Source organism: Pseudomonas sp. USHLN015 (assembly GCF_037153275.1).
Lineage (GTDB): Bacteria > Pseudomonadota > Gammaproteobacteria > Pseudomonadales > Pseudomonadaceae > Metapseudomonas > Metapseudomonas tohonis.
The window spans coordinates 46,873-67,111 of record NZ_JBBCKP010000003.1; the positions used below are offsets into that span (position 1 = coordinate 46,873).

Sequence of the window (20,239 nt, forward strand, 5' to 3'; positions counted from 1 at the left end):
CCGCTTTTGCACCAGGCTGCTTGCAGTCAAACCCTGGCCTGCACCGTCACCCACCAGCGCGTGCGGTAGTGCACCTCCACCGGCAGCGTGCGGGTCAGCAGTTCCAGCAGCTTGTCGGTGTCGTCCAGGCGGTACACGCCGGAGAGGCGCAGGTCGGCGATGGCCGCGCTGCAGGCCAGGCGGCCGTTGCGGTAGCGCGAGACCTCGGCGAGGAAGTCGGCCAGGCGCATGCCTCGGGTGACGATCAACCCGTCGGCCCAGGCGGCCGCGTCCATGTCCGGCGCCTCCAGCGCTCGGGCGGCGTATTCGCCGACTTCGAAGCGCTGGCCGGCACCGGCCACCGCAGCGCCGGTGCCGGCCACCGGGGCGATGCTGACCGTGCCCTCGGCGACGCTCAGGCGGGTGGCGGCCTGCTCCTGGCGCACCACGAAGCGGCCGCCCAGGGTCTCGAACAGGCCGTGGCGGGTGCGCACGCGCAGGGGGCGCGGGACGCCCGTCGTGGCGTCATGGCTGCCGTCGACGAGGATCTCGCCACGCTCCAGGAGCACCAGGCGCTGGCGCTGGTCGAAGCGCAGGTCCACCGCGCTGTCGGTGTTCAGGTGCAGGCGCGTGCCGTCGGCGAGCGCCGCCGCGTGGCGCTCGCCGACGGCGGTGCCGTAGTCGGCGGTCAGGTGCGTCCAGGGCGTCAGGTCGCGGGCCAGCCACAGGGCGGAACCGCTGACCATGGCCGCCGACAGCAGCTTCAGGGCCTGGCGGCGACGCAGGCGCTGCGTCGAGGTTTCCAGGGTCTGCATCACCGTGCCGGCGCCGGGCACCGCTTTCAGCGTGCTGGAGAGCTCGTCGTCCAATGCCTGCACGCGCTGCCAGGCCTGCTCGTGGTTCTGGTGGGCGGCACGCCAGTGGTCGCAGGCGCGCTGCAGCTCGGCATCGCCCGCGGCGGAACGCAGGCGCACCAGCCAGTGGATGGCCTGGCGCACCACCTGTGCATCGGCCTGGCGTGACGCGCTCATTCGGCGAACCGCAGCTGGTAGCAGTGGAACAGGGCATCGGCGACATGGCGTTCCACCGAGCGCAGGGAAATGCCCATGCGCTCGGCCACCTGGGCGTGGGTCAGGCCCTCGCACTGGGCCAGCAGGAAGGCGGTGCGCACCTTCGGCTTCAGGCCATCGAGCAGGCGCGCGATGTTCTCCAGCAGCTCGAGGATCAGCTCGCGCTCCTCCAGGCTCGGCGTCGCCGCTTCGGGCAGCAGGGCGAGGGACTCCCTGTAGGCGCGCTCCAGCTCCTCGCGGCGCCAGTGGTCGATCACCAGCCCCCGCGCGATGGTGCGCAGGAAGGCGCGCGGGGTGGCGATCTCCAGCTGCTCGCGGCGGGCGAGCAGGCGCAGGAAGGTGTCCTGGGCCAGGTCGGCGGCATCGGCGGCGTTGCCGAGGCGGCCGCGCAGCCAGTTCTTCAGCCAGCCGTGATGGTCGCTGTAGAGGCGTTGCACGCTGAGGTGGGACGACGGCATGGGGTCACCGAAGAATCGGTAGCAAATGAAAATTAGTCGCATTTTCTTGATGCGCGCGGGGATTTGCAACGTCGGCGTGCAGGAAAGGGGCGGCCGGTCATGCCGAACCGCCCGTCCCCGTAGGCCCCTGCCAGGCGCGGGTGTCGCCTCAGCGATACCAGCGCGGCGTGTACACCCAGTCCTGGCCGTCTGGGCGGGGAATGCGCCGGGTGAGGGACGAGCCGATGATCACCAGGGTGCGCATGTCCACCTGCTCCGGGCGCAGTTCGCCGAGGCTGGTGAGGGTCAGCGCTTCTGCCGGGCGACCGATGTCACGGCCCAGCACGACCACGGTTTCCGGGCGGCGGTGGCGCGCGACGATTTCCAGGGCGCGCGCCAGCTGCCAGGGGCGGGCCCTGGAGATGGGGTTGTAGAAGGCCATGGCCAGGTCGGCGGCGCCGGCGTGGTCCAGGCGCTGCTCGATTACCTCCCAGGGCTTGAGGTTGTCCGAGAGCGAGATCAGGCAGAAATCGTGGCCCAGGGGCGCGCCGGCCTTGGCGGCGGTGGCCAGGGCGGCGGAGACCCCGGGGAACACCTGCAGCTCCACCTGCAGCCAGCGCGGGTCACGGTTGTCGTCCAGGGCTTCGAGCACGGCGGCGGCCATGGCGAAGACGCCCGGGTCGCCCGAGGACACCACCACCACCCGGCGGCCGCTGGCGGCCAGCTCGAAGGCGTGGCGGGCGCGTTGCAGTTCCTCGCGGTTGTCGGTGCAGTGCAGCACCTGCTCCGGGCGGAAGGGCCCGGCCATGCGGATGTAGGTTTCGTAGCCCAGCAGGTCCTCGGCCTCGTCCAGGGCGCGGCGGGTGGCCGGGACCATGAACTCGGCGGCGCCCGGGCCCAGGCCCACCACCGTCAGGCGGCCACGGCGCCGGCCGATGCGCTCCACCTCCAGCGGCTGCGCGGCGCGGTACAGGCGGATGCCCGAGAGGTGCTGGTGCAGGGGCGGCAGCGCCGTCTCATCGACCAGGAAGCGCAGCGGCACGCCGAGTTCGTCGGCGCAGCTGGCCAGCGCGGCATCGGTCATGCGTGCGGGGGCGGCCAGCAGGCAGGCGAGGGCGCCACTGGCCAGCCCGGCGGTCGCCAGGGCCTGGCGCACGCCGGCTGCATCCGCATCACCGTCGATGCGCGCGGCCACCACGCGGGGGTGGATCAGCAGCTCGTCGCGGGCCTCCACGCGTTGCTCGGCGGTGACATGGATGACCCGCCGGGCCTGTTCCGCCAGGGGCAGGTTGGCCGCCTCCAGCCAGGGCGCCTCGCCCTCGACGCGGACGGACTCGCCGCCCAGCAGGTCGGAGACGAAGCGCTTGCCCTGCTCGATATCGGCCAGGGCATAGCCCGCTGGCGGTTCCAGCAGGCAGGTGCCGAAGCGCAGTTCGCCGCTGGTGGTGATGGCCGGGGCCACTTCCAGCTGCGCGGCGATCTCGCGGGCCATGCGGTTGACCCCGCCGAGCCCGCCCAGCAGCGGCACCACGGCGCTGCCGTCCTCGGCCACCGCCAGCACCGGCGGCTCGGCGCCCTTGCTGGCCAGCTGCGCGGCGAGGCCGCGGATGAGGATGCCGGCCGCGCACAGGGCGATGATCGGCCTGTCGTCGCGGTAGAGCCCGCGCAAGGTCTCGCCGAACTCGGCGTAGGTCGCGTCGGCACCCTCGACGCGCCCGGCCAGGCCGAGCACGCGTGCCTGTGGATAAAGCGCCTGGATGCGCCGGGCGACGGGCAGGCCGCCGCTGCCGAGCAGCAGGATGGCCGGGGCCTTGCGTGGGTCCATCAGCCTCTCCACTTCTGGCCGGGGACCAGGATCATCGAGAAGTAGGGCGAGGCCATCGGGTCCACCTCATGCAGCGGCAGGATGCGCTGGTTGCTCATGGTGGCGCGCTCCACGTAATGGGCGCGGCCGTCCAGGCCCAGCTCGCCGAGCACCCGGCGCACCTTGTCGAAGTTGCGCCCGAGCTTCATCACCACCGCCGCCTCGGCGTCCGCCAGGCGCGCCTTCAGTTCATCCTCCGGCAGCACGCCGGAGAGCACCGACAGGCTCTGGTTGCGGTACACCAGCGGCAGGCCGAGCACCGCGGCGCTGCCCAGCATGGAGCACACGCCCGGCACCACCTCGGCTTCGTAGCGCCCGGCCAGGCGGTCGTGCAGGTACATGTAGGAGCCGTAGAAGAACGGGTCGCCCTCGCAGATCACCGCCACGTCGCGCCCGGCCTCCAGGTGCTGGGCGACCTGCTCGGCGGCGGTGTCGTAGAAGTCGCTGATCACATCCTCGTAGGACAGCGGCGGCTCCAGCTTCTCGGTGGTCACCGGGTAGACCAGCGGCATGCGCTGCTGCGACTCCACCAGGTGCTGCTCGATGATGCCGAAGGCATTGCCGCCCTGGCCCAGGTTGGCCTTCGCCTTGGCCACGAAGTAGCCGACCACCGGGGCCGACTGCAGCAGGCGCAGGGCCTTGAGGGTGATCAGCTCGGGGTCGCCGGGGCCGACGCCCAGGCCGATCAGGCGGCCCTTGCCGGCGCGTTCCTGTGCACCCATCACTCCACCTCCGTGGCCAGGGCGTTGATCGCCGCTGCAGCCATCGCGCTGCCGCCACGGCGCCCGCGCACGATCACGTAGGGCACGCCACGGCTGTCGGCGGCGAGCATGTCCTTGGATTCCGCCGCGCCGACGAAGCCCACCGGGAAGCCGAGGATCAGCGCCGGCTTCGGCGCGCCGGCGTCGAGCATCTCCAGCAGGTAGAAGAGCGCGGTGGGGGCGTTGCCGATCACCACCACGCTGCCTTCCAGGCGTTCCCGCCAGTGTTCCAGGGCCACCGCCGAGCGGGTGTTGCCCAGCGTGCGGGCGAGCTCCGGCACGCCGGCATCGTTGAGGGTGCAGATCACCTCGTTGTTCGCCGGCAGGCGCGCACGGGTCACGCCCTCGGCCACCATGCGCGCGTCGCAGAGGATCGGTGCGCCGGCGGCGATGGCCGCGCGGCCGGCGGCACCGGCGCCGGGGGAGAAGCGCAGGTCCTGCACCACGTCGACCATGCCGCAGGCGTGGATCACGCGCACGGCGAGCTTCTCCAGGTCCGGCGGGATGGCGGAGAGGTCCGCCTCGGCGCGGATGATGGAGAAGGAATGGCGATAGATCTCCTGACCATCGCGGATGTAATCGATCATTCGGTGGAGCTCCAGCTGTCAGGCGCGGCGGCCAGCCAGGCGGCCGCCGCGTGTATGTCCAGGTCGCGCGCCAGCAGGCGGCCGAAGCCACCGGCGCCGTCGTCGCGTCGATAGAGGTCGTAGTTGCCGTCGCCCGTGGCCAGCAGGGTCAGCGGCGCCACATGGGCGGCGGCGCAGGAGCGCGGGCAGCCGCACAGGTGCACCCGCGCGCCGTCGGGCAGTGTGGCGGCGAGGGTCAGGGCGTCGGCCTTGGTGTCGGCCAGGCCCTTGGCGCAGCCGGCCGACCCGGTGCAGGCCTGGAGGCGCGCCAGTGGCGCGTCGGCCTCGGTGCACAGGCCCAGGGCGGCGAGCCCGGCCAGCAGCGGGGCGGTTTCCCGTTCCGGCACGTTGGGCAGCAGCACGGATTGCCAGGGCGTCATGTGCAGGTTGCCGTCGCCGTGGCGCCGGGCCAGTTCGGCGAGGGCCAGCAACTGGCCGGCCTGCAGGCGCCCCAGGGGCGGGAGTGCGCCGACCAGCCACAGCCCGGCCTGCGCCTGCGGCAGCACGCCGATGGGGCGCAGGTCGGTGGCGGCGCGGCGCCAGCCACCGGCGTCCTGCAGGGGGAAGGGCAGGCGCTGGCGCAGCTCGGCCAGCAGCTGATCGGCGCCGAGGCTGCCGAGCAGGTCGCGCATGCGCGCCTGCTGCGGCGCGGCCCGTTCGAGGAAGAGCTCGAGCAGCGCTTCCACCAGGGCCGGCACCAGGGCGCCGGGCACCGCCGCCAGGGCGGGTGCGTCGCTGGCCTCGCGGGGCGGACAGCCGGCCAGGCCGAAGGCGAACAGGCCGTCCTTGCCGGGCTCCATGGCGGCCAGCCAGATGTCGTTGGGGTGGTCGAGCATCGCCAGGGCCTCGCCGCCGTCCAGCAGCAGGGCGAACTTGGGCGAGAGCACATGGAAGCGCGGGTTGTCCTCCAGCAGGGCCAACAGGCGCGTGGCCAGCGGGCGGACGTCCTGCAGCGCGCTCGGGTCGAGCCCGGCGGCGGGGCTGACCATCAGGTTGCGCACATCGTCAGCACCCGGCGTCGCGGCGCCCAGGCCGATGGCCAGCAGCTCGGCGATCAGCGCCTGTTCGCGGCCCGGATGCACGCCACGGATCTGCAGGTTGGCGCGGTTGGTGGCCTCCAGCACGCCGCCGGAATACCCGTGGGCGGCCAGCGCCAGGGCCTCGGCGGCACCGGCTTGCAGACGGCCGCAGGGCAGCTTGATGCGGCAGATGCCGCCGTCCTTCGCCGGGACGATGCGCAGCAGCCCCGGGCAGGCCGAGGGGCGGACGGATGGAGCGCTGGAGGGAGCGTGGTTCACCGTGGTCACCGGGTCAGTTGCCGCGGCGACCGTGTCCCCCCGCAAGGGAACCCTGGCACCGAGACACCCCGCTCGATGCGTGCACACGCGACTGGTGTCACCGGCAGGTCTCCTGGCTGGCAGGTCGGTATCCGTCGCGGCCTTCCCGGTTTCCCAGTGGCACGGATCGCGAGGACTCGCTGCATACAGTTGCGGGGGCAGCCACGGCTTTGACCGTGTTCCCTCTTAGGCCGGGCGCAGTGGGCGCTCCGGCAACCGGTGAAGGGCGCTATTATGCCCGCTTTGCGCGGCTGTGGGATGCGGCTGGTTGTCGGATGCCCAATGGACGCGGCACGGTCGGATACGAGGAAAACTGCATGCAGCCCTGGCTGACGCTGGTGGGGATAGGCGAGGACGGCTACGCCGGCCTGGGCAAGGCCGCGCGCCATGCCCTGCTGGCCGCCGAGGAGGTGGTGGGCGCGCCGCGCCAGCTGGAATTGCTGCCCCGCTGCATCCGCGCCCGGCGCAGCGCGTGGCCCAGCCCCTTCTCCCTGGAGCCGTTGCTGCAGCGTCGTGGCGCGCCGGTGTGCGTGCTGGCCAGCGGCGACCCGATGCTGTTCGGCGTGGGGGCCAGCCTTGCACGGCAGCTGCCTGCCGAGGAGCTGCGCGTGCTGCCGGCCCCCTCATCCGCCTCCCTCGCCGCCGCGCGCCTGGGCTGGCCGTTGCAGGACGCCACGCTGGTCTCCCTGGTGGCGCGTCCGTTGGCGGCGCTCAACCTGCATCTGCATGACGGCGCCCGCCTGTTGGTGCTGAGCAACGACGGCGACAGCCCCGCCGCCATCGCTGCGCTGCTGGACGAGCGGGGCTTCGGGCCCAGCGCCATGACCGTGCTGGAACACCTGGGCGGCCTGGCTGAACGGCGCATCGACGGCATCGCCGGCGAATGGTCCGCCACCCGGGTCGCGGCCCTCAACCTGGTCGCCATCGACTGCCGTGCCGGCGAGCAGGCCCGCCACCTGCCGCTGACCTGCGGCCTGCCGGACGACGCCTACCGCCACGACGGCCAACTGACCAAGCGCGACGTGCGCGCCATCACCCTCGCGCGCCTGGCGCCGCAACCGGGGCAACTGCTCTGGGACGTGGGCGCCGGCAGCGGCTCCATCGGCATCGAATGGATGCGTGCCCACCCGGGCTGCCGCGCCATCGCCGTCGAGGCCGACGAAGGCCGCCAGGTGCATATCCGCCACAACCGCGACGCCCTCGGCGTGCCCGGCCTGCAACTGGTGGCCGGCCAGGCCCCCGCCGCACTCGATGGCCTGCCCGCGCCCGATGCGGTGTTCATCGGCGGCGGCGTCACCGAGCCCGGCGTGCTGGAGCAGTGCTGGAGCCGGCTCAAGCCCGGCGGCCGCCTGGTGGCCAACGCCGTGACCCTGCAGAGCGAGGCGGTGCTGGTGGCCTTCCGCGACGCCCATGGTGGCGAGCTGACCCGCATCGCCATCGCCCAGGCCCAGCCCCTGGGTGGCTTCGACACCTGGCGCTCGGCATTGCCCATCACCCTCCTCGAGGTGGTTAAGCATGCGTAGCTGGGTGCCGAGCGCAGCGGGGCCCAGCGCTGCCGAGCCTTGCCCTGTGCGAGCCCGCCATGCGTGACGAAACCCCCGAGCAACCCGCGCCCCTGCGCAGCGGCTACACCACCGGCAGCTGCGCCACCGCCACCAGCCTGGCAGCGGCGCGCCTGCTGCTGGGCGGGGTGGCGAGCGACGCGGTGGAGATCGTCCTGCCCAAGGGCCAGCAGGTGCTGATGCGCCTGGAGTTCTGCCGCTCGATCGACGGCGGCGCCGAGGCCGGCACGCTCAAGGATGCCGGCGACGACCCGGACGTGACCCACGGTGCGCTGATCTACGCCCAGGTGCGCCTGGCCGACGAGCCCGGGGTGCGCTTCCACGCCGGCCCCGGCGTCGGCACCGTGACCAGGCCGGGCCTGACCCTGGCGGTGGGCGAGCCGGCGATCAACCCGGTGCCGCGGCAGATGATGACCGAGCACCTCACCCAACTCGCGCTGGAGCACGGCCACCCCGGTGGCTTCGAAGTCACCGTCTGCGTGCAGGGCGGCGCCGAGCTGGCGCTGAAGACCATGAACCCGCGCCTGGGCATCCTCGGTGGCCTGTCGATCCTCGGTACCACGGGTATCGTCCGGCCCTTCTCCTGCGCGGCCTACATTGCCTCCATCCACCAGGGCATCGACGTCGCCCGCGCCAACGGCTTCACCCACCTGGCCGCCTGCACCGGCAATGCCAGCGAGGACGCCATGCGTCGGCGCTACGGCTTCGACGACACCGCCCTGATCGAGATGGGCGACTTCGCCGGCGCCGTGCTCAAGCACCTGCGCAAGGCACCGGTGGAAAGACTCAGCCTGTGCGGCGGCTTCGGCAAGATCAGCAAGCTGGCCGCCGGGCACATGGACCTGCACAGCCGCAGCTCCAGCATCGACCTGCCCCTGCTCGCCGAATGGGCCGCCGGCCTGGGCGCCGATGCCGACCTGCAGGACGCCATGCGCGGCGCCAACACCAGCCAGCAGGCGCTGGCGCTGGCGCATGCCGCCGGGGTGCCCCTGGGCGATGCGGTCTGCGCCCGCGCCCTGGCCTTCGCCCGCCGCACCGTGCCGGCCGGCGTGGTCCTGGAAGTCTTCGCCATCGATCGCCAGGGCAACCTGGTCGGCCAGGCGCTGGAGCGACCATGACGCGCATCCTCCTGCTGGGCGGCGTCACCGAGGCCCTGGCCCTGGCCCGGCGCCTCGGCCCCGAGCACGTCTACAGCCTCGCCGGCCTCGGCAAGGTGCCGGCCGACCTTGACTGCCAGGTACGCGTCGGCGGCTACGGCGGTGCCGAAGGGCTGGCGCGCTACATCGACGAAGCCGGTATCGGCCTGCTGCTCGACGCCACCCACCCCTATGCCGCGCAGATCAGCCACAACGCCGCCCGCGCTGCCGGGCTCGCCGGCATTCCCTGCTGGGCCCTGCGTCGCCCCGGCTGGTGCGCCGGCCCCGGTGACGACTGGCGCGAAGTCGCCGGCTGGGCCGAGCTGGTCGAGACCCTGGGCGCCTTCCGCCGGCCCTTCTTCACCCTGGGTCGCGAACCCCTGGAGCACCTCGGCGAGATTCCTGCCCACCAGCACTGGACCGTGCGCTGCCTGCAGGGGCACGCGCCGGGCGAGCGTTTCGAGGTCATCGGCTCTCGCGGGCCGTTCGACCTGGACGAGGAGCGTGCGCTGTTCGATCGCCTCGGCACCGATGTGCTGGTCAGCAAGAACAGCGGCAGCCAGTCCACCGAGCCCAAGCTGCAGGTCGCCCGCGAACGCGGCCTGCCGGTGCTGGTCCTCAAGCGCCCCGAACTGCCTCCTGTCACCCGCGAATTCGACTCGGTGGACGGCCTCTGGCAGGCCCTCGCCCCTCAACTGGAAACACCATGACCCCCACTGCCTATGCCCGCGTCCTGTTCGCCGGGCCCGACCTCGGCGAAGGCGCCTTCGCCGAGCTGTTCCGCCGCCAGTTGGCCGCCCTGCGCGGTGAAGCGGCGCTCGCCGATATCGTCGACACCGGCGCCGGCTTCGATGCGCTGACACGCGCCGTGCAGGCCAGCCCGCGCCCGCTGCTGGTGATCGACCTCGACCCGCAGTCGGGCCCGCAGCACCTCGACTGGCTGCGCGACGAGCTGGGCCGCCTCGACGCGCCCGGGGAACTCTTCGTCGCCAGCCTGCTGGGCCAGTACGACAGCGACCCGGCCGGCGCCGCCTGTGCCCTCGTCGAGCGCCACGAGCTGCATCTCGCCTGCGTCGGCGTGCCGGAACTGCCGGCCAGCCACGCCTGGTCCTGCATCCCGCCCCATGCCCGCCGCCTGCTGCTGTGCAACGGCCCTCGCTGCACCCGCCGTGGTGCGCTGCCGCTGTGGAAGAAACTGCGGGAAACCCTCAAGGCCGCCGGCAAGCTGGAGTGCGAGGGCGGCGTGCACATCACCCGCACCCAGTGCCAGTTCCCCTGCGACCTCGGCCCCACCGCCAGCCTCTACCCGGAAGGCGAGTGGTACCGCATCCGCGACGAGGCGGAGGTGCTGCGCTGGGTGCAGGAGCGGATAGTCGAAGAGCGGGCGGTGCCGGAGTTGCTGACCGGCCCCGCGGCTTTGTGATGGAGAGCGATGAAACGTGATGACAGCGTGAAGGTGTCCGGAGCAGGGCCGATACGACTCGAATGAGCAGGGCACAAGCCCGGCTTCCGGCCAACCGTGAAGCCATCGCAACCTACAACCGGCACGTGGACGAACGCGGCGTGTTCAGCGATGGCGTGCGCCGCTTCTGATCACCGTGTGAAACGCCCCGCCGTCAGCGGCGCCGAGAGCATCAGCAGCCCCAGCAGCGCGAATGCAGTCACCAGCCCCAGGCCCTGGGCGACGAAGCCCACCAGCGCCGGCCCCGCGAGCACGCCGGCGTAGCCGATGGTGGTCAGGGCGGCGACGGCGAGATTGGCCGGCATGGCCGTCTGCCGGCCCGCAGCGGTGAACAGCACCGGCACGACATTGGCCGCGCCCAGCCCCACCAGCGGGAATCCCGGCAGGGCCAGCAGCGGGTGGGGGGCCAGCAGCAGAAGCGCGAAGCCTGCGGTGGCCAGGAGGCCGCCCCCCACCAGGATGCGCCGCTCGCCCAGGCGGGCGATCAGCTTGTCGCCGCTCAGGCGGCCCACCAGCATCGCCAGGGAGAACAGCGCATAGCCGAGACCGGCGCGCGCCGGGTCGAAGCCGCGCTCCTCCACCAGCAGGATGGCGCCCCAGTCGAGCATCGCGCCTTCGGCGAGGAACATCGCGAACGCCAGCGCCCCGAGCAGCAGGACGATGCCTCGGGGCCGCACGAAGAAGGCGCCACCACCCCCGGAGCGAGTACGCAGCAGGCGGGGCGCCGCGAGCACCAGGCCCAGCACGACGATCGCCACGGCCACCAGGATCGCCGGCAGGGGCGCGAGGCCGGCCGCCAGCAGGGCGGTCATGCCCAGGGAACCGGCGAAGCCACCGACGCTGAACATGCCGTGGAAGCCGGACATCAGCGGCACCGGTGCGTCACGCGTCACCTCCACGGCGTGCACGCTCATCGCCACGTCCATGGCGCCAAGTGAGGCGCCGAACAAGGCCAGGGCGAACGCCAGCAGCGGGCCCGAATCGGCCACCGCCAGCAGCGGCATGGCGCAGCACAGGCCGATGCCGCCGGCCAGGATCACCGGGCGGCTGCCGATCCGGCCCGCCAGCCCGCCGGCCAGCGGCATCGACAGCATCGACCCCGCGCCCAGGCACAGCAGCAACAGGCCCAGTACTGCCTCCTCGATGCCCAGGCGGGCCTTGGCGTAAGGCACCAGCGGCGCCCAGCAGGCCATGCCGAAACCGGAAACGAAGAACGCCAGGCGCGTGGCGAGGCGGGTGGCTGGGCTGTCGGCGCAGGGTACGGCTTGGTTCATCGGGCATTCCGGGAAGAAAAGGGGCGGACCTTAACACGTGCCCGGAGCGGGCGACGTTCGACCATCTGGTTGATGGACGATCCAGGGCGCGGGTGGTTCAGCTTCGACGTGGGCGTAGGTTGGCGCCGAGCGCAGCGAGGCCCAACGTTGCGAGGCCGGTATGTGCAACTTCAGTTCATTGGGCATCCGCGAGGTTGGCTCGCATTTGGGGACACCTTCAGCTCTGCCCGGTGGACCGGTGAAGCGTGGTCCACCCTACAAAGTCGCGTGCCATTCACGGGGTTCCCCCGCGGGTAGGGTGGACATCGCTCTTCATGTCCACCAGGCGGTGCCTATTCCGAGCGCATCCGGCTCAGTCCGACAGCGCCCGGTAGTCCGCATCCAGTTCCTCTGCCAATTGGCGGGCGCGGCTGAGGCGGATGGGGCCGCCTTCGATGTCCACCAGCAGCGTGTCGCAACCCAGTGGCTCCAGGGCGGGCCAGTCCTTGAGGCGGCCGTCGGTGAGGATCAGCACGCGCTGGTGCTCCGAGGGCTTCTGTCGCTGGCGACGCTGCAACCAGTCACGGGCCTGGTGCAGGGCTTCGACCAGCGGGGTGCCGCCGCCGGCGCCGAGGCCATCGAGCCATTGCTGCAGCGGCGCCGAGGCCTTGCTGCCCTGCCACAGCCAGCGGGGTTCGCGTCCGGTGGCGTGGAGTACGGCGAGGCGCGCGCGCTGGCGGTAGGCGGCCTCGAACAGCCCGGCCAGCAGGCCCTTGGCGCGGGACAGGGCGCCATGGCGGCGGGTGGACGCGGAGGCATCCACCAGCACCAGCCAGAGCGGGTCGTGTTGCTGGCTGCGGGGGCGGCGCACCAGGTCCCTGGCCTTGCGCGGGCGGCCGCGCAGCAGGGTGGGGAGCCACTGGATGGCGCCGTCGCGGCCGCTGCGGTTCGGGCCGCTGCGACCGTTGGCGAGTTCTCCCGGGCCTGGTCTGGCATCCGCGCCCATGACCCGGCGCGGGCGGATGCTCAGGGCTTTTTTGGCCAGCCCGGCAGCTCGCGTCGGGAGTCGGTGGGCACCGGCTGGGCGGGCAGCTCGCCCCACTGGCCTTCGCCTGCGGACGCCTGGGGCTGCGCGCCACTGGGGGACGCCTGCGGGGGCTGTGTGGAGGAGGACGCCTGGGTTCGACGATGGGCCAGGGCGAAGTGTTCGACGGCGTCGATATCGATGTCCGCGATGGCCGTCGCGCCACGCCAGGCGGCATGGGCGCGAGCCGCGCGCAGCCACACCAGGTCGGCGCGCAGGCCGTCGACACCGGCGTCGAAGCAACGCTGGGCGATCGCGTCCAGGGCACCGTCATCGAGGGGAATGGCGGGAAGGCGCTCGCGGGCGTCCTGGCAACGACGGGCGAGGGCCTGCTGCTCGCCGCTCCACTGGGCGACGAAGCCCTGCGGATCGGCGTCGAAGGCCAGGCGGCGACGCAGGATCTCCGCGCGTTCGGCCGGTTGCGGCTGGCCGCCGAGGCTGACCTTGAGGCCGAAGCGGTCCAGCAGTTGCGGGCGCAGTTCGCCTTCCTCGGGGTTCATGGTGCCGATCAGTACGAAGCGCGCGGCGTGGCGGTGGGAGAGGCCGTCGCGCTCCACCAGGTTGACCCCGCTGGCGGCGACGTCCAGCAGCAGGTCCACCAGGTGGTCCGGCAACAGGTTCACCTCGTCGACGTAGAGCACGCCGCCGTGGGCCTTGGCCAGCACGCCGGGGGAGAACTGCGCACGGCCCTCGCCCAGGGCGGCATCGAGGTCGAGAGTGCCGACGATGCGCTCCTCGCTGGCGCCCAGCGGCAGGGTGACGAAGATGCCTTGCGGCAGCAGGTCGGCGATGCCCCGGGCCAGGGTGGACTTGGCCATGCCGCGCGGGCCTTCGATCAGCACGCCGCCGATGGCGGGATCGATGGCGGCCAGGTACAGCGCGAGCTTCAGCTCGTCGGCGGCGACCACGGCGCTCAAGGGGAAGTGGGGAAGCTCGGACATGACGGGTTCCTGAAAACGCATCGCGGCATGGTAGCGAAAGGCCGAACGCGCCGATAGAAATCAGTGATTGAACGGCGGCCGGCGATGCAGTAATTTGGCCGGCATTCGCTTTGGAGATCGTCATGCCGCACCTCGCTTCCACTCCGCTCACCGCTTGCCAGGCCCAAGGCCCGGCACGTGCGCGCGTGGCTGCTGCGGCCAGCTATTTCTACGGGTATTGGTTTAGCCACGGGCTGGCCTGATACCTGATCAGGCGGCCCACTCCAGCAGGGTCGCCCACCAAAGCTCCACGAAACCCCCGGTCGGCAACCCGACCGGGGGTTTTTGTTTTTCCAGGGTCCACAAGACCGAACGCACGTAATCCGAGGATCGCACCATGATCAGCTACCGCACCTACGCCACCTATTACCGCAACTCCGACTGGCGATTTAGCCGCTTCGCCGCCGCACTCACACCCCTGAATCGAACACCCAGTTAGAGCGCCGCGCGCGGACCGAACCGCGCCGGCCGAGGATGCCCGTCATGAATTCCGTTTCCGTATCGCCCATCGCCGCCCAGCCCCTCCATGCCCTGCCGCTGGAGACCCTGGCGTCCCCCTCGCGCAGCACCCAGCCGCTGCCCACCCCCGCCGAACTGCGCCAGCGCCTGCCGCTGCACGACGCCCTGGCCCGCCAGGTCCGCGCCCAGCGCGATGCCGTGCGCGCGGTGCTCGATGGCGACGACCCGCGCCTGCTGGTGGTGGTCGGCCCCTGTTCCATCCACGACCCCGAATCCGCCCTGGACTACGCCCGCCGCCTCGCCGCGCTGGCGCCGCAGGTGAGCGACCAGCTGCTGCTGGTGATGCGCGCCTACGTCGAGAAGCCGCGCACCACGGTGGGCTGGAAAGGGCTGGTCTACGACCCGCACCTGGATGGCAGCGGCAACATGGCGGCCGGCCTGGCGCTCAGCCGCCGGCTGATGCTGCAGATGATCGAGCTGGGCTTGCCGGTGGCCACCGAGCTGCTGCAACCCCTGGCCGCCGGCTACTTCGACGACCTGCTGGGCTGGGCCGCCATCGGTGCGCGCACCAGCGAGTCGCAGGTACACCGTGAACTGGTCAGCGGCCTCGACCTGCCGGTGGGCTTCAAGAACGGCACCGACGGCAGCCTCGGCATCGCCACCGACGCGATGCGCTCGGCGGCCCACGCGCACCAGCATTTCGGCATCGACGACCTGGGCCGCCCGGCGCTGGTGCAGACCGCCGGCAATGCGGATACGCACCTGGTGCTGCGTGGCGGCCACCAGGGCCCGAACCATGACGCGGCCAGCGTCGCGGCCGCCCGTGCGGGGCTGGAGAGGCTCGGCATCGCGCCGCGCATCATGGTCGATTGCAGCCACGCCAACAGCGGCAAGGACCCGCTGCGCCAGCCGGCGGTGCTGGCGGAGGTGATCGACCAGCGCCTGGCCGGCCAGGACGCCTTGCGCGGCGTGATGATCGAGAGCCACCTGTTCGACGGTGCCCAGTCGCTGTCGTGCGAGCTGCGCTACGGGGTGTCCATCACCGACGGTTGCCTGGGCTGGGACGGCACCGAGCGCATCCTGCGGGAGGCGGCGGCGCGGTTGCGCGGGTGATCATCGGCGGGCGGGGGGGTGCCCCGCTGGTTCGAGCGTAGGGCGGGTGAAACCCGCGTGTGCCAGGTGCGATCGGCATCGCGAATGAATTCGCTCCCACGGGGGAGACTTCGTGCCGGGGTTGTTCGCGAGCAGAGCTCGCTCCTACAGGAGAGCCGGGGGCGCTTTTGTGGGAGCGGATTCATCCGCGAAGGTGGCGGGGCGTAGTTGAAATACCCCACACGCACGTCGGGGGCTACTGCTCCTCGATATCCAGCAGCAGGTTCTCGATGGCCTCGCGGTAGTCGCCGGGGTGTTCCCAGAGGCCCCGTTGCTGGGCTTCGACCAGGCGCTCGGCGATGTCGCGCAGGGCCTCCGGGTTGTGCTGGCGGATGAACTCGCGGGTGTCGGCGTCCAGCAGGTAGGCGTCGGCCAGCAACCGGTACTGGTGGTCGTCGACCAGCTCGCTGGTGGCGTCGAAGGCGAACAGGTAGTCCACCGTCGCGGCCAGTTCGAAGGCGCCCTTGTAGCCGTGGCGCTTCATGCCGGCGATCCACTTGGGGTTGGCGGCACGCGAGCGCACCACGCGGCCCAGCTCTTCCTTCAGCGAGCGGATGCGCGGCAGGTCCGGCTGGCTGTGGTCGCCGTGGTAGCTGGCGACCCTGTCGCCGCGCAGGGTCTCGACGGCGGCGAGCATGCCGCCCTGGAACTGGTAGTAGTCGTTGGAGTCGAGGATGTCGTGCTCGCGGTTGTCCTGGTTCTGCAGCACCGCCTGCAAACGCTCAAGGCGCTGGGCGAAGCGGGCCCGCGCGGGCGTGCCGGCATCCTGCGCGCCGTAGGCGTAGCCGCCCCAGTTCAGGTACACCTCGGCCAGTTCGGCGCGGTCCTGCCACTGGCGCTCCTCGATGGCACCCTGCACGCCGGCACCGTAGGCACCGGGCTGGGCGCCGAAGATGCGCCAGCCGGCCTGCAGCCGGGCATCGTCCGCCCCCAGCTCCTCGGCGGCCAGGCGGGCGCTTTCCAGCTTCACCCGGGCGGCCAGGGGGTTCATGTCCTCCGGCTCGTCCAGTTCGGCGACCGCCTGCACGGCGGCGTCGAACAGGCGGATGAGGTTGGCGAAGGCGTCGCGGAAGAAGCCCGATACCCGCAGCGTCACGTCCACCCGGGGACGGTCGAGCAGGGACAGGGGCAGGATCTCGAAGTCTTCCACGCGCTGGCTGCCGGCCTGCCACACCGGGCGCACGCCCATCAGTGCCAGGGCCTGGGCGATGTCGTCGCCACCGGTGCGCATGGTGGCGGTGCCCCAGACGGAAAGGCCGAGCTGGCGCAGGTGGTCGCCGTGATCCTGCAGGTAGCGCTCCAGCAGCAGGCTGGCGGACTGGAAGCCCAGGCGCCAGGCGGTGGGCGTGGGCAGGTTGCGCACGTCCAGGGTGAAGAAGTTGCGCCCGGTGGGCAGGGTGTCGAGGCGCCCGCGACTGGGTGCGCCGCTGGGGCCGGGCAGCACGAAGCGGCTTTCCAGGGCGGCCAGCACGCCGCCGATCTCGGCGGGACCGCAGGCATCCAGGGTCGGGGCGACCACCTGGCGCAGGCTGTGGATGACCAGGTCGCTGGCGGGGCCCACCGACGGGTGATCGGTCGCCCGGATCATCGCCAGGGCCAGCAGCTCCAGGCGCTCGCGGGTGTCGCCATTGCTGCGCCAGGGATCGATGCTGACCGCTTCCAGCATTGCCGGGCGCGGGCCTTCCCAGGGCTCGGCCCAGTTGCAGTCCAGCGGGTCGCGCCCCAGCTCGAGGTCGGCGGCGAGCGCACGCAGCAGGCTGGCGTTGGCGCCCCTGCCATCGCCCCGGGGGATGCGCACCAGGGACAGCAGGGTGTCGTCGCGCAGGCTGCCGGCGGGGGATTCGCCGAACACGTGGAGGCCATCGCGGATCTGCGATTCCTTGAGGTCGCAGAGGTAGGCGTCCAGTTGCGGCAGCCAGCTTTCCGGGTCGTCGCTGATGACGAGGTTCAGCTCGCGGTCCAGTGCGGTGGCCTTCACCAGTTCCAGGATCTCGCCCCGAAGCTGCACGGCGCGGCGGGGGTCCAGCAGGGAGGCGTCGTAGTACTCGTCGGCCAGGCGTTCGAGGTCGCGCAGTGGGCCGTAGTTCTCGGCGCGGGTCAGCGGCGGCATCAGGTGGTCGATGATCACCGCCTGGGCGCGGCGCTTGGCCTGGGCGCCTTCGCCGGGGTCGTTGACGATGAAGGGGTAGATGTTCGGCAGCGGGCCCATGACCGCGTCCGGCCAGCATTCGGCGCAAAGGCCGACGCCCTTGCCCGGCAGCCATTCGAGGTTGCCGTGCTTGCCGACGTGCACCAGCGCGTCGGCGCCGAACACCTCGCGCAGCCAGAAATAGAAGGCCAGGTAGCCGTGGGGCGGCACCAGCGCCGCATCGTGGTAGATGGCGGCCGGGTCCAGCTGGTAGCCGCGCGCCGGCTGGATGCCGACGAAGGCGAGGCCGAGGCGCAGGCCGGCGATCATCATGCGCCCTGAGCGGAACATCGGGTCCTGCTGCGGCTCGCCCCAGCGCTCGCGCACGGCCCGCTGGTTGGCTTCGGGCAGGCGCGTGAAGCAGGCGAGGTAGTCGTCCAGCGCCAGGCTCTGGGCGCAGGGGCGCGCGTCGAGGCTGTCGAGGTCGTTGCTGACGCCGCCCAGCAGGCTGTGGATAAGTGCCGTGCCGTTCTCCGGCAGGCCGGCCAGCGGGTACCCCTCGGCTTCCAGGGCGCGGAGGATGTTCAGCGCGGCGGCCGGGGTGTCCAGGCCCACGCCATTGCCGATGCGGCCGTCGCGGGTGGGGTAGTTGGCGAGGATCAGCGCCACGCGCTTGTCGGCGTTGGCCTTGCGCGCCAGCAGCAGCCAGCGGCGCGCCAGCTCGGCGACGAAGTCCATGCGTTCGAGGTGGGGCAGGTAGCAGACCACGTCGCTCTGGCTGCGCTCGCTGCGCCAGGCCAGGCCCTTGAAGCTGATGGGGCGGGTGATGATGCGCCCGTCCAGTTCCGGCAAGGCGATGTGCATGGCCAGGTCGCGCGGGCCGAGGCCTTGCGGGTTCTCTTCCCAGAGCGGCTGGTTGTCCAGCGAGCAGATGGCCTGCAGCACCGGCACGTCGCGGCGGAAGGGGCGCTGGCCGGGCGTGTCGGGGTTGGACTGGGCGAAGCCGGTGGTGTTGATGATCAGCTCGGCATCGACGGCGTCCAGCCAGTCCTCGACCACGGCCAGGCATTCGGCTTCCTTGAGGCTGGCCACCGCGATGGGCAGCGGGTTGATGCCGACGGCGGCCAGGCGCTCGCAGAAGGCGTCGATGAAGGCGGTGTTCGCCGCCTGCAGATGGGTGCGGTAGAAGAGCAGTGCCACCACCGGCTGGCCGTCCCGCCAGTCGGCGCGCCACTGCTCGAGGCGGGCGGGGCGCTGGCGCGGGTGGTGCACCGCGACCCGGGGCAGGGCGCTGGGCGCCTGCCAGGGGTAGTCGCGCCCCAGGCAGCGGCTGGCGAGGCAGGCGAACAGTTGCCGGGCGTTGTCCAGGCCGCCCTGGCGCAGGTACTGCCAGTAGCGCTCGGCGTCCTCCGCCGGGACCGTGCACAGGCGGGCCAGCTCCGGGTCGGGACGGTCGTCGCCGGGCACCAGGATCAGCTGCGTGCCGCGCTCGGCCAGGGCCACCAGTTGCTCGATGCCGTAGCGCCAGTAGCCGACGCCGCCGTGCACGGAGATGAGGATGACCCTGGCGTGCTGCAGCACCTCGTCGACGTAAAGGTCCACCGAGGCGTGGTTCTGCAGCTGCATGGGGTTGGCCAGGCGCAGGCTGGGGTAGTCCTGCGGCAGCTCGCGGGCGGCCTCGGCCAGCAGCGCCAGGTGCGAATCACCGCTGCAGAGGATCACCAGTTCGGCGGGCGTCTGGGCCAGGTGGGCGATGCCGTCGTCGGGGACGAAGCCGCCGGGCTGGGTGCGCAACAGGTGCATGGCTCGGACCTTGGCAGGGGGGAGCGGCCCTCTCCCGGTTGGGAGAGGAGCCGGTTCGGCGGTTACGCCAGGGCGGTGCGCAGTTCGTTGGCGATGGTGGCCTGGTCCAGCTCCTGGCCGATCACCACCAGGCGGGTGGCGCGGGTCTCGCCGGCCAGCCACTTGCGGTCGAAGTGCTTGTCGAAGCGCTTGCCGACGCCCTGCACCAGGAGGCGCATGGGCTTGCCGGGGATGGCGGCGAAGCCCTTGATGCGCAGCACCTCGTGGCGTTCCACCAGTTGGCCGAGGGCGGCCAGCAGCGCGGCTTCCTCCACTTCCGGCAGGTCGACGTGGAAGGAGTCGAACTCGTCGTGGTCGTGGTCCTCGTGCCCTTCGTGGTCGTGGTGGGTGGGGCGGCTGTCGATGTGCGCCTCGGCCTCGGCGTTCAGGCCCAGCAGCACGGAGAGCGGCAGCTTGCCGGCGCTGGCTTCGACGATCTTCACCGCCGGCGGCAGCTCTTCGGCCACTTCGGCGCGCACGGCGGCGAGGGCGTCGGCATCGAGCAGGTCGGCCTTGTTGAGGATCACCAGGTCGGCGCTGGCCAGCTGGTCTTCGAAGAGTTCGTGCAGGGGCGACTCGTGGTCGAGGTTCGGGTCCTGCTTGCGCTGCTCGTCCACCTGCTCGGGGTGGGCGGCGAAGGTGCCGGCGGCCACGGCCGGGCTGTCGACCACGGTGATCACCGCGTCCACCGTGCAGGCGCTGCGGATCTCGGGCCACTGGAAGGCCTGTACCAGGGGCTTGGGCAGGGCCAGGCCGGAGGTTTCGATGAGGATCTGGTCAAGGTCGCCACGGCGGGCCACCAGTTCGCGCATCACCGGGAAGAACTCCTCCTGCACGGTGCAGCACAGGCAGCCGTTGGCCAGTTCGAAGACGCGGCCCACGGCCTCTTCCTCGGTGCAGCCGATGGAGCATTGCTTGAGGATCTCGCCGTCGATGCCCAGTTCGCCGAACTCGTTGACGATCACCGCGATGCGGCGGCCTTCGGCGTTGTCGAGCATGTGGCGGAGCAGGGTGGTCTTACCGGCACCGAGGAAGCCGGTGACGATGGTGACGGGGAGTTTGGCCAGGGTTTTCATGCGCGGCAGCCCTTCGCTGGGAGTCGATCGG

17 protein-coding genes and 1 riboswitch are annotated in these 20,239 nt (G+C 71.8%); of the genes, 6 read left to right on the forward strand and 11 right to left on the reverse strand.

What is annotated here, in order from left to right; translation table 11 throughout:
• Window positions 1–26: 26 nt before the first annotated feature.
• The 6 genes from WFQ67_RS06390 to cobG all read right to left on the reverse strand — a co-directional run bounded on the left by WFQ67_RS06390 (window position 27) and on the right by cobG (window position 6,044).
• Complete coding sequence (locus WFQ67_RS06390) at window positions 27–1,010, reverse strand: FecR family protein (protein WP_337056411.1); 984 nt, start codon at window positions 1,008–1,010, stop codon at window positions 27–29.
• Entirely contained in the window at window positions 1,007–1,507 is a 501-nt protein-coding gene (locus tag WFQ67_RS06395) for a sigma-70 family RNA polymerase sigma factor (protein ID WP_337056412.1), read from the reverse strand. The genes WFQ67_RS06390 and WFQ67_RS06395 overlap by 4 nt, the downstream gene beginning before the upstream one ends.
• Window positions 1,508–1,655: 148 nt before the next feature.
• Window positions 1,656–3,311, reverse strand: a complete 1,656-nt coding sequence (gene cobJ, locus WFQ67_RS06400) for a precorrin-3B C(17)-methyltransferase (RefSeq protein ID WP_213628222.1) — start codon at window positions 3,309–3,311, stop codon at window positions 1,656–1,658.
• The gene (locus tag WFQ67_RS06405) at window positions 3,311–4,072 is read right to left on the reverse strand and encodes a precorrin-2 C(20)-methyltransferase (RefSeq protein ID WP_173178842.1); all 762 of its coding nucleotides are present in this window, start codon (window positions 4,070–4,072) and stop codon (window positions 3,311–3,313) included. Before WFQ67_RS06405 ends, cobJ begins: the two co-directional genes overlap by 1 nt.
• Window positions 4,072–4,698 carry a precorrin-8X methylmutase gene (locus WFQ67_RS06410; protein WP_213628224.1) on the reverse strand — a complete coding sequence of 209 codons (627 nt, stop codon included), beginning with the start codon at window positions 4,696–4,698 and terminating at the stop codon, window positions 4,072–4,074. Before WFQ67_RS06410 ends, WFQ67_RS06405 begins: the two co-directional genes overlap by 1 nt.
• Window positions 4,695–6,044, reverse strand: a complete 1,350-nt coding sequence (cobG, locus tag WFQ67_RS06415) for a precorrin-3B synthase (RefSeq protein ID WP_442969576.1) — start codon at window positions 6,042–6,044, stop codon at window positions 4,695–4,697. Before cobG ends, WFQ67_RS06410 begins: the two co-directional genes overlap by 4 nt.
• Window positions 6,045–6,120: 76 nt before the next feature.
• A riboswitch (cobalamin riboswitch) is annotated at window positions 6,121–6,310 on the reverse strand.
• An 81-nt stretch (window positions 6,311–6,391) separates the two neighbouring features.
• Between cobG and cbiE the strand changes: the two genes are divergently transcribed.
• The 5 genes from cbiE to WFQ67_RS06440 all read left to right on the forward strand — a co-directional run bounded on the left by cbiE (window position 6,392) and on the right by WFQ67_RS06440 (window position 10,365).
• Complete coding sequence (cbiE, locus tag WFQ67_RS06420; RefSeq protein WP_337056414.1) at window positions 6,392–7,597, forward strand: precorrin-6y C5,15-methyltransferase (decarboxylating) subunit CbiE; 1,206 nt, start codon at window positions 6,392–6,394, stop codon at window positions 7,595–7,597.
• A gap of 59 nt (window positions 7,598–7,656) precedes the next feature.
• A complete protein-coding gene (locus WFQ67_RS06425) occupies window positions 7,657–8,754 on the forward strand; it encodes a cobalt-precorrin-5B (C(1))-methyltransferase (protein ID WP_337056415.1) in 1,098 nt (365 codons plus the stop codon).
• Entirely contained in the window at window positions 8,751–9,482 is a 732-nt protein-coding gene (locus tag WFQ67_RS06430) for a cobalt-precorrin-6A reductase (protein WP_213628228.1), read from the forward strand. Before WFQ67_RS06425 ends, WFQ67_RS06430 begins: the two co-directional genes overlap by 4 nt.
• Complete coding sequence (locus WFQ67_RS06435) at window positions 9,479–10,195, forward strand: (2Fe-2S) ferredoxin domain-containing protein (RefSeq protein ID WP_213628229.1); 717 nt, start codon at window positions 9,479–9,481, stop codon at window positions 10,193–10,195. Before WFQ67_RS06430 ends, WFQ67_RS06435 begins: the two co-directional genes overlap by 4 nt.
• Before the next feature lie 62 nt (window positions 10,196–10,257).
• Window positions 10,258–10,365: a type II toxin-antitoxin system CcdA family antitoxin gene (locus WFQ67_RS06440; RefSeq protein ID WP_213628230.1), complete on the forward strand. Its 108-nt coding sequence runs from the start codon at window positions 10,258–10,260 to the stop codon at window positions 10,363–10,365.
• On the opposite strand, the gene WFQ67_RS06445 is transcribed toward WFQ67_RS06440, so the two are convergent.
• The 3 genes from WFQ67_RS06445 to WFQ67_RS06455 form a co-directional block, all read right to left on the reverse strand.
• Window positions 10,366–11,508 carry an MFS transporter gene (locus tag WFQ67_RS06445; RefSeq protein WP_213628231.1) on the reverse strand — a complete coding sequence of 381 codons (1,143 nt, stop codon included), beginning with the start codon at window positions 11,506–11,508 and terminating at the stop codon, window positions 10,366–10,368.
• Window positions 11,509–11,860: 352 nt separating this feature from the next.
• Window positions 11,861–12,493, reverse strand: coding sequence for a vWA domain-containing protein (locus WFQ67_RS06450; RefSeq protein WP_337056416.1), 633 nt, complete (start codon window positions 12,491–12,493; stop codon window positions 11,861–11,863).
• A 20-nt stretch (window positions 12,494–12,513) separates the two neighbouring features.
• Window positions 12,514–13,512: an ATP-binding protein gene (locus WFQ67_RS06455; RefSeq protein WP_213628233.1), complete on the reverse strand. Its 999-nt coding sequence runs from the start codon at window positions 13,510–13,512 to the stop codon at window positions 12,514–12,516.
• Between the two features lie 522 nt (window positions 13,513–14,034).
• Between WFQ67_RS06455 and WFQ67_RS06460 the strand changes: the two genes are divergently transcribed.
• Complete coding sequence (locus WFQ67_RS06460; protein WP_337056417.1) at window positions 14,035–15,123, forward strand: 3-deoxy-7-phosphoheptulonate synthase; 1,089 nt, start codon at window positions 14,035–14,037, stop codon at window positions 15,121–15,123.
• A 235-nt stretch (window positions 15,124–15,358) separates the two neighbouring features.
• Here WFQ67_RS06460 and cobN read toward each other — a convergent pair whose 3' ends face one another.
• Window positions 15,359–19,093, reverse strand: coding sequence for a cobaltochelatase subunit CobN (cobN, locus tag WFQ67_RS06465; RefSeq protein ID WP_337056418.1), 3,735 nt, complete (start codon window positions 19,091–19,093; stop codon window positions 15,359–15,361).
• Between the two features lie 62 nt (window positions 19,094–19,155).
• Window positions 19,156–20,208, reverse strand: a complete 1,053-nt coding sequence (cobW, locus tag WFQ67_RS06470) for a cobalamin biosynthesis protein CobW (RefSeq protein WP_213628236.1) — start codon at window positions 20,206–20,208, stop codon at window positions 19,156–19,158.
• Window positions 20,209–20,239 lie beyond the last annotated feature (31 nt).

Bases quoted from the DNA above. Each gene is read 5' to 3' on its own strand.
- cobW (WP_213628236.1), bottom strand. From the start codon at position 20,208: ATGAAAACCCTGGCCAAACTCCCCGTCACCATCGTCACCGGCTTCCTC.
- WFQ67_RS06425 (WP_337056415.1), top strand. From the start codon at position 7,657: ATGCGTGACGAAACCCCCGAGCAACCCGCGCCCCTGCGCAGCGGCTAC.
- WFQ67_RS06390 (WP_337056411.1), bottom strand. From the start codon at position 1,010: ATGAGCGCGTCACGCCAGGCCGATGCACAGGTGGTGCGCCAGGCCATC.
- cobJ (WP_213628222.1), bottom strand. From the start codon at position 3,311: ATGGACCCACGCAAGGCCCCGGCCATCCTGCTGCTCGGCAGCGGCGGC.
- cbiE (WP_337056414.1), top strand. From the start codon at position 6,392: ATGCAGCCCTGGCTGACGCTGGTGGGGATAGGCGAGGACGGCTACGCC.
- WFQ67_RS06440 (WP_213628230.1), top strand. From the start codon at position 10,258: ATGAGCAGGGCACAAGCCCGGCTTCCGGCCAACCGTGAAGCCATCGCA.
- WFQ67_RS06410 (WP_213628224.1), bottom strand. From the start codon at position 4,698: ATGATCGATTACATCCGCGATGGTCAGGAGATCTATCGCCATTCCTTC.
- WFQ67_RS06405 (WP_173178842.1), bottom strand. From the start codon at position 4,072: ATGGGTGCACAGGAACGCGCCGGCAAGGGCCGCCTGATCGGCCTGGGC.
- WFQ67_RS06395 (WP_337056412.1), bottom strand. From the start codon at position 1,507: ATGCCGTCGTCCCACCTCAGCGTGCAACGCCTCTACAGCGACCATCAC.
- cobN (WP_337056418.1), bottom strand. From the start codon at position 19,093: ATGCACCTGTTGCGCACCCAGCCCGGCGGCTTCGTCCCCGACGACGGC.
- WFQ67_RS06455 (WP_213628233.1), bottom strand. From the start codon at position 13,512: ATGTCCGAGCTTCCCCACTTCCCCTTGAGCGCCGTGGTCGCCGCCGAC.
- WFQ67_RS06445 (WP_213628231.1), bottom strand. From the start codon at position 11,508: ATGAACCAAGCCGTACCCTGCGCCGACAGCCCAGCCACCCGCCTCGCC.
- WFQ67_RS06435 (WP_213628229.1), top strand. From the start codon at position 9,479: ATGACCCCCACTGCCTATGCCCGCGTCCTGTTCGCCGGGCCCGACCTC.
- WFQ67_RS06460 (WP_337056417.1), top strand. From the start codon at position 14,035: ATGAATTCCGTTTCCGTATCGCCCATCGCCGCCCAGCCCCTCCATGCC.
- WFQ67_RS06450 (WP_337056416.1), bottom strand. From the start codon at position 12,493: ATGGGCGCGGATGCCAGACCAGGCCCGGGAGAACTCGCCAACGGTCGC.
- WFQ67_RS06430 (WP_213628228.1), top strand. From the start codon at position 8,751: ATGACGCGCATCCTCCTGCTGGGCGGCGTCACCGAGGCCCTGGCCCTG.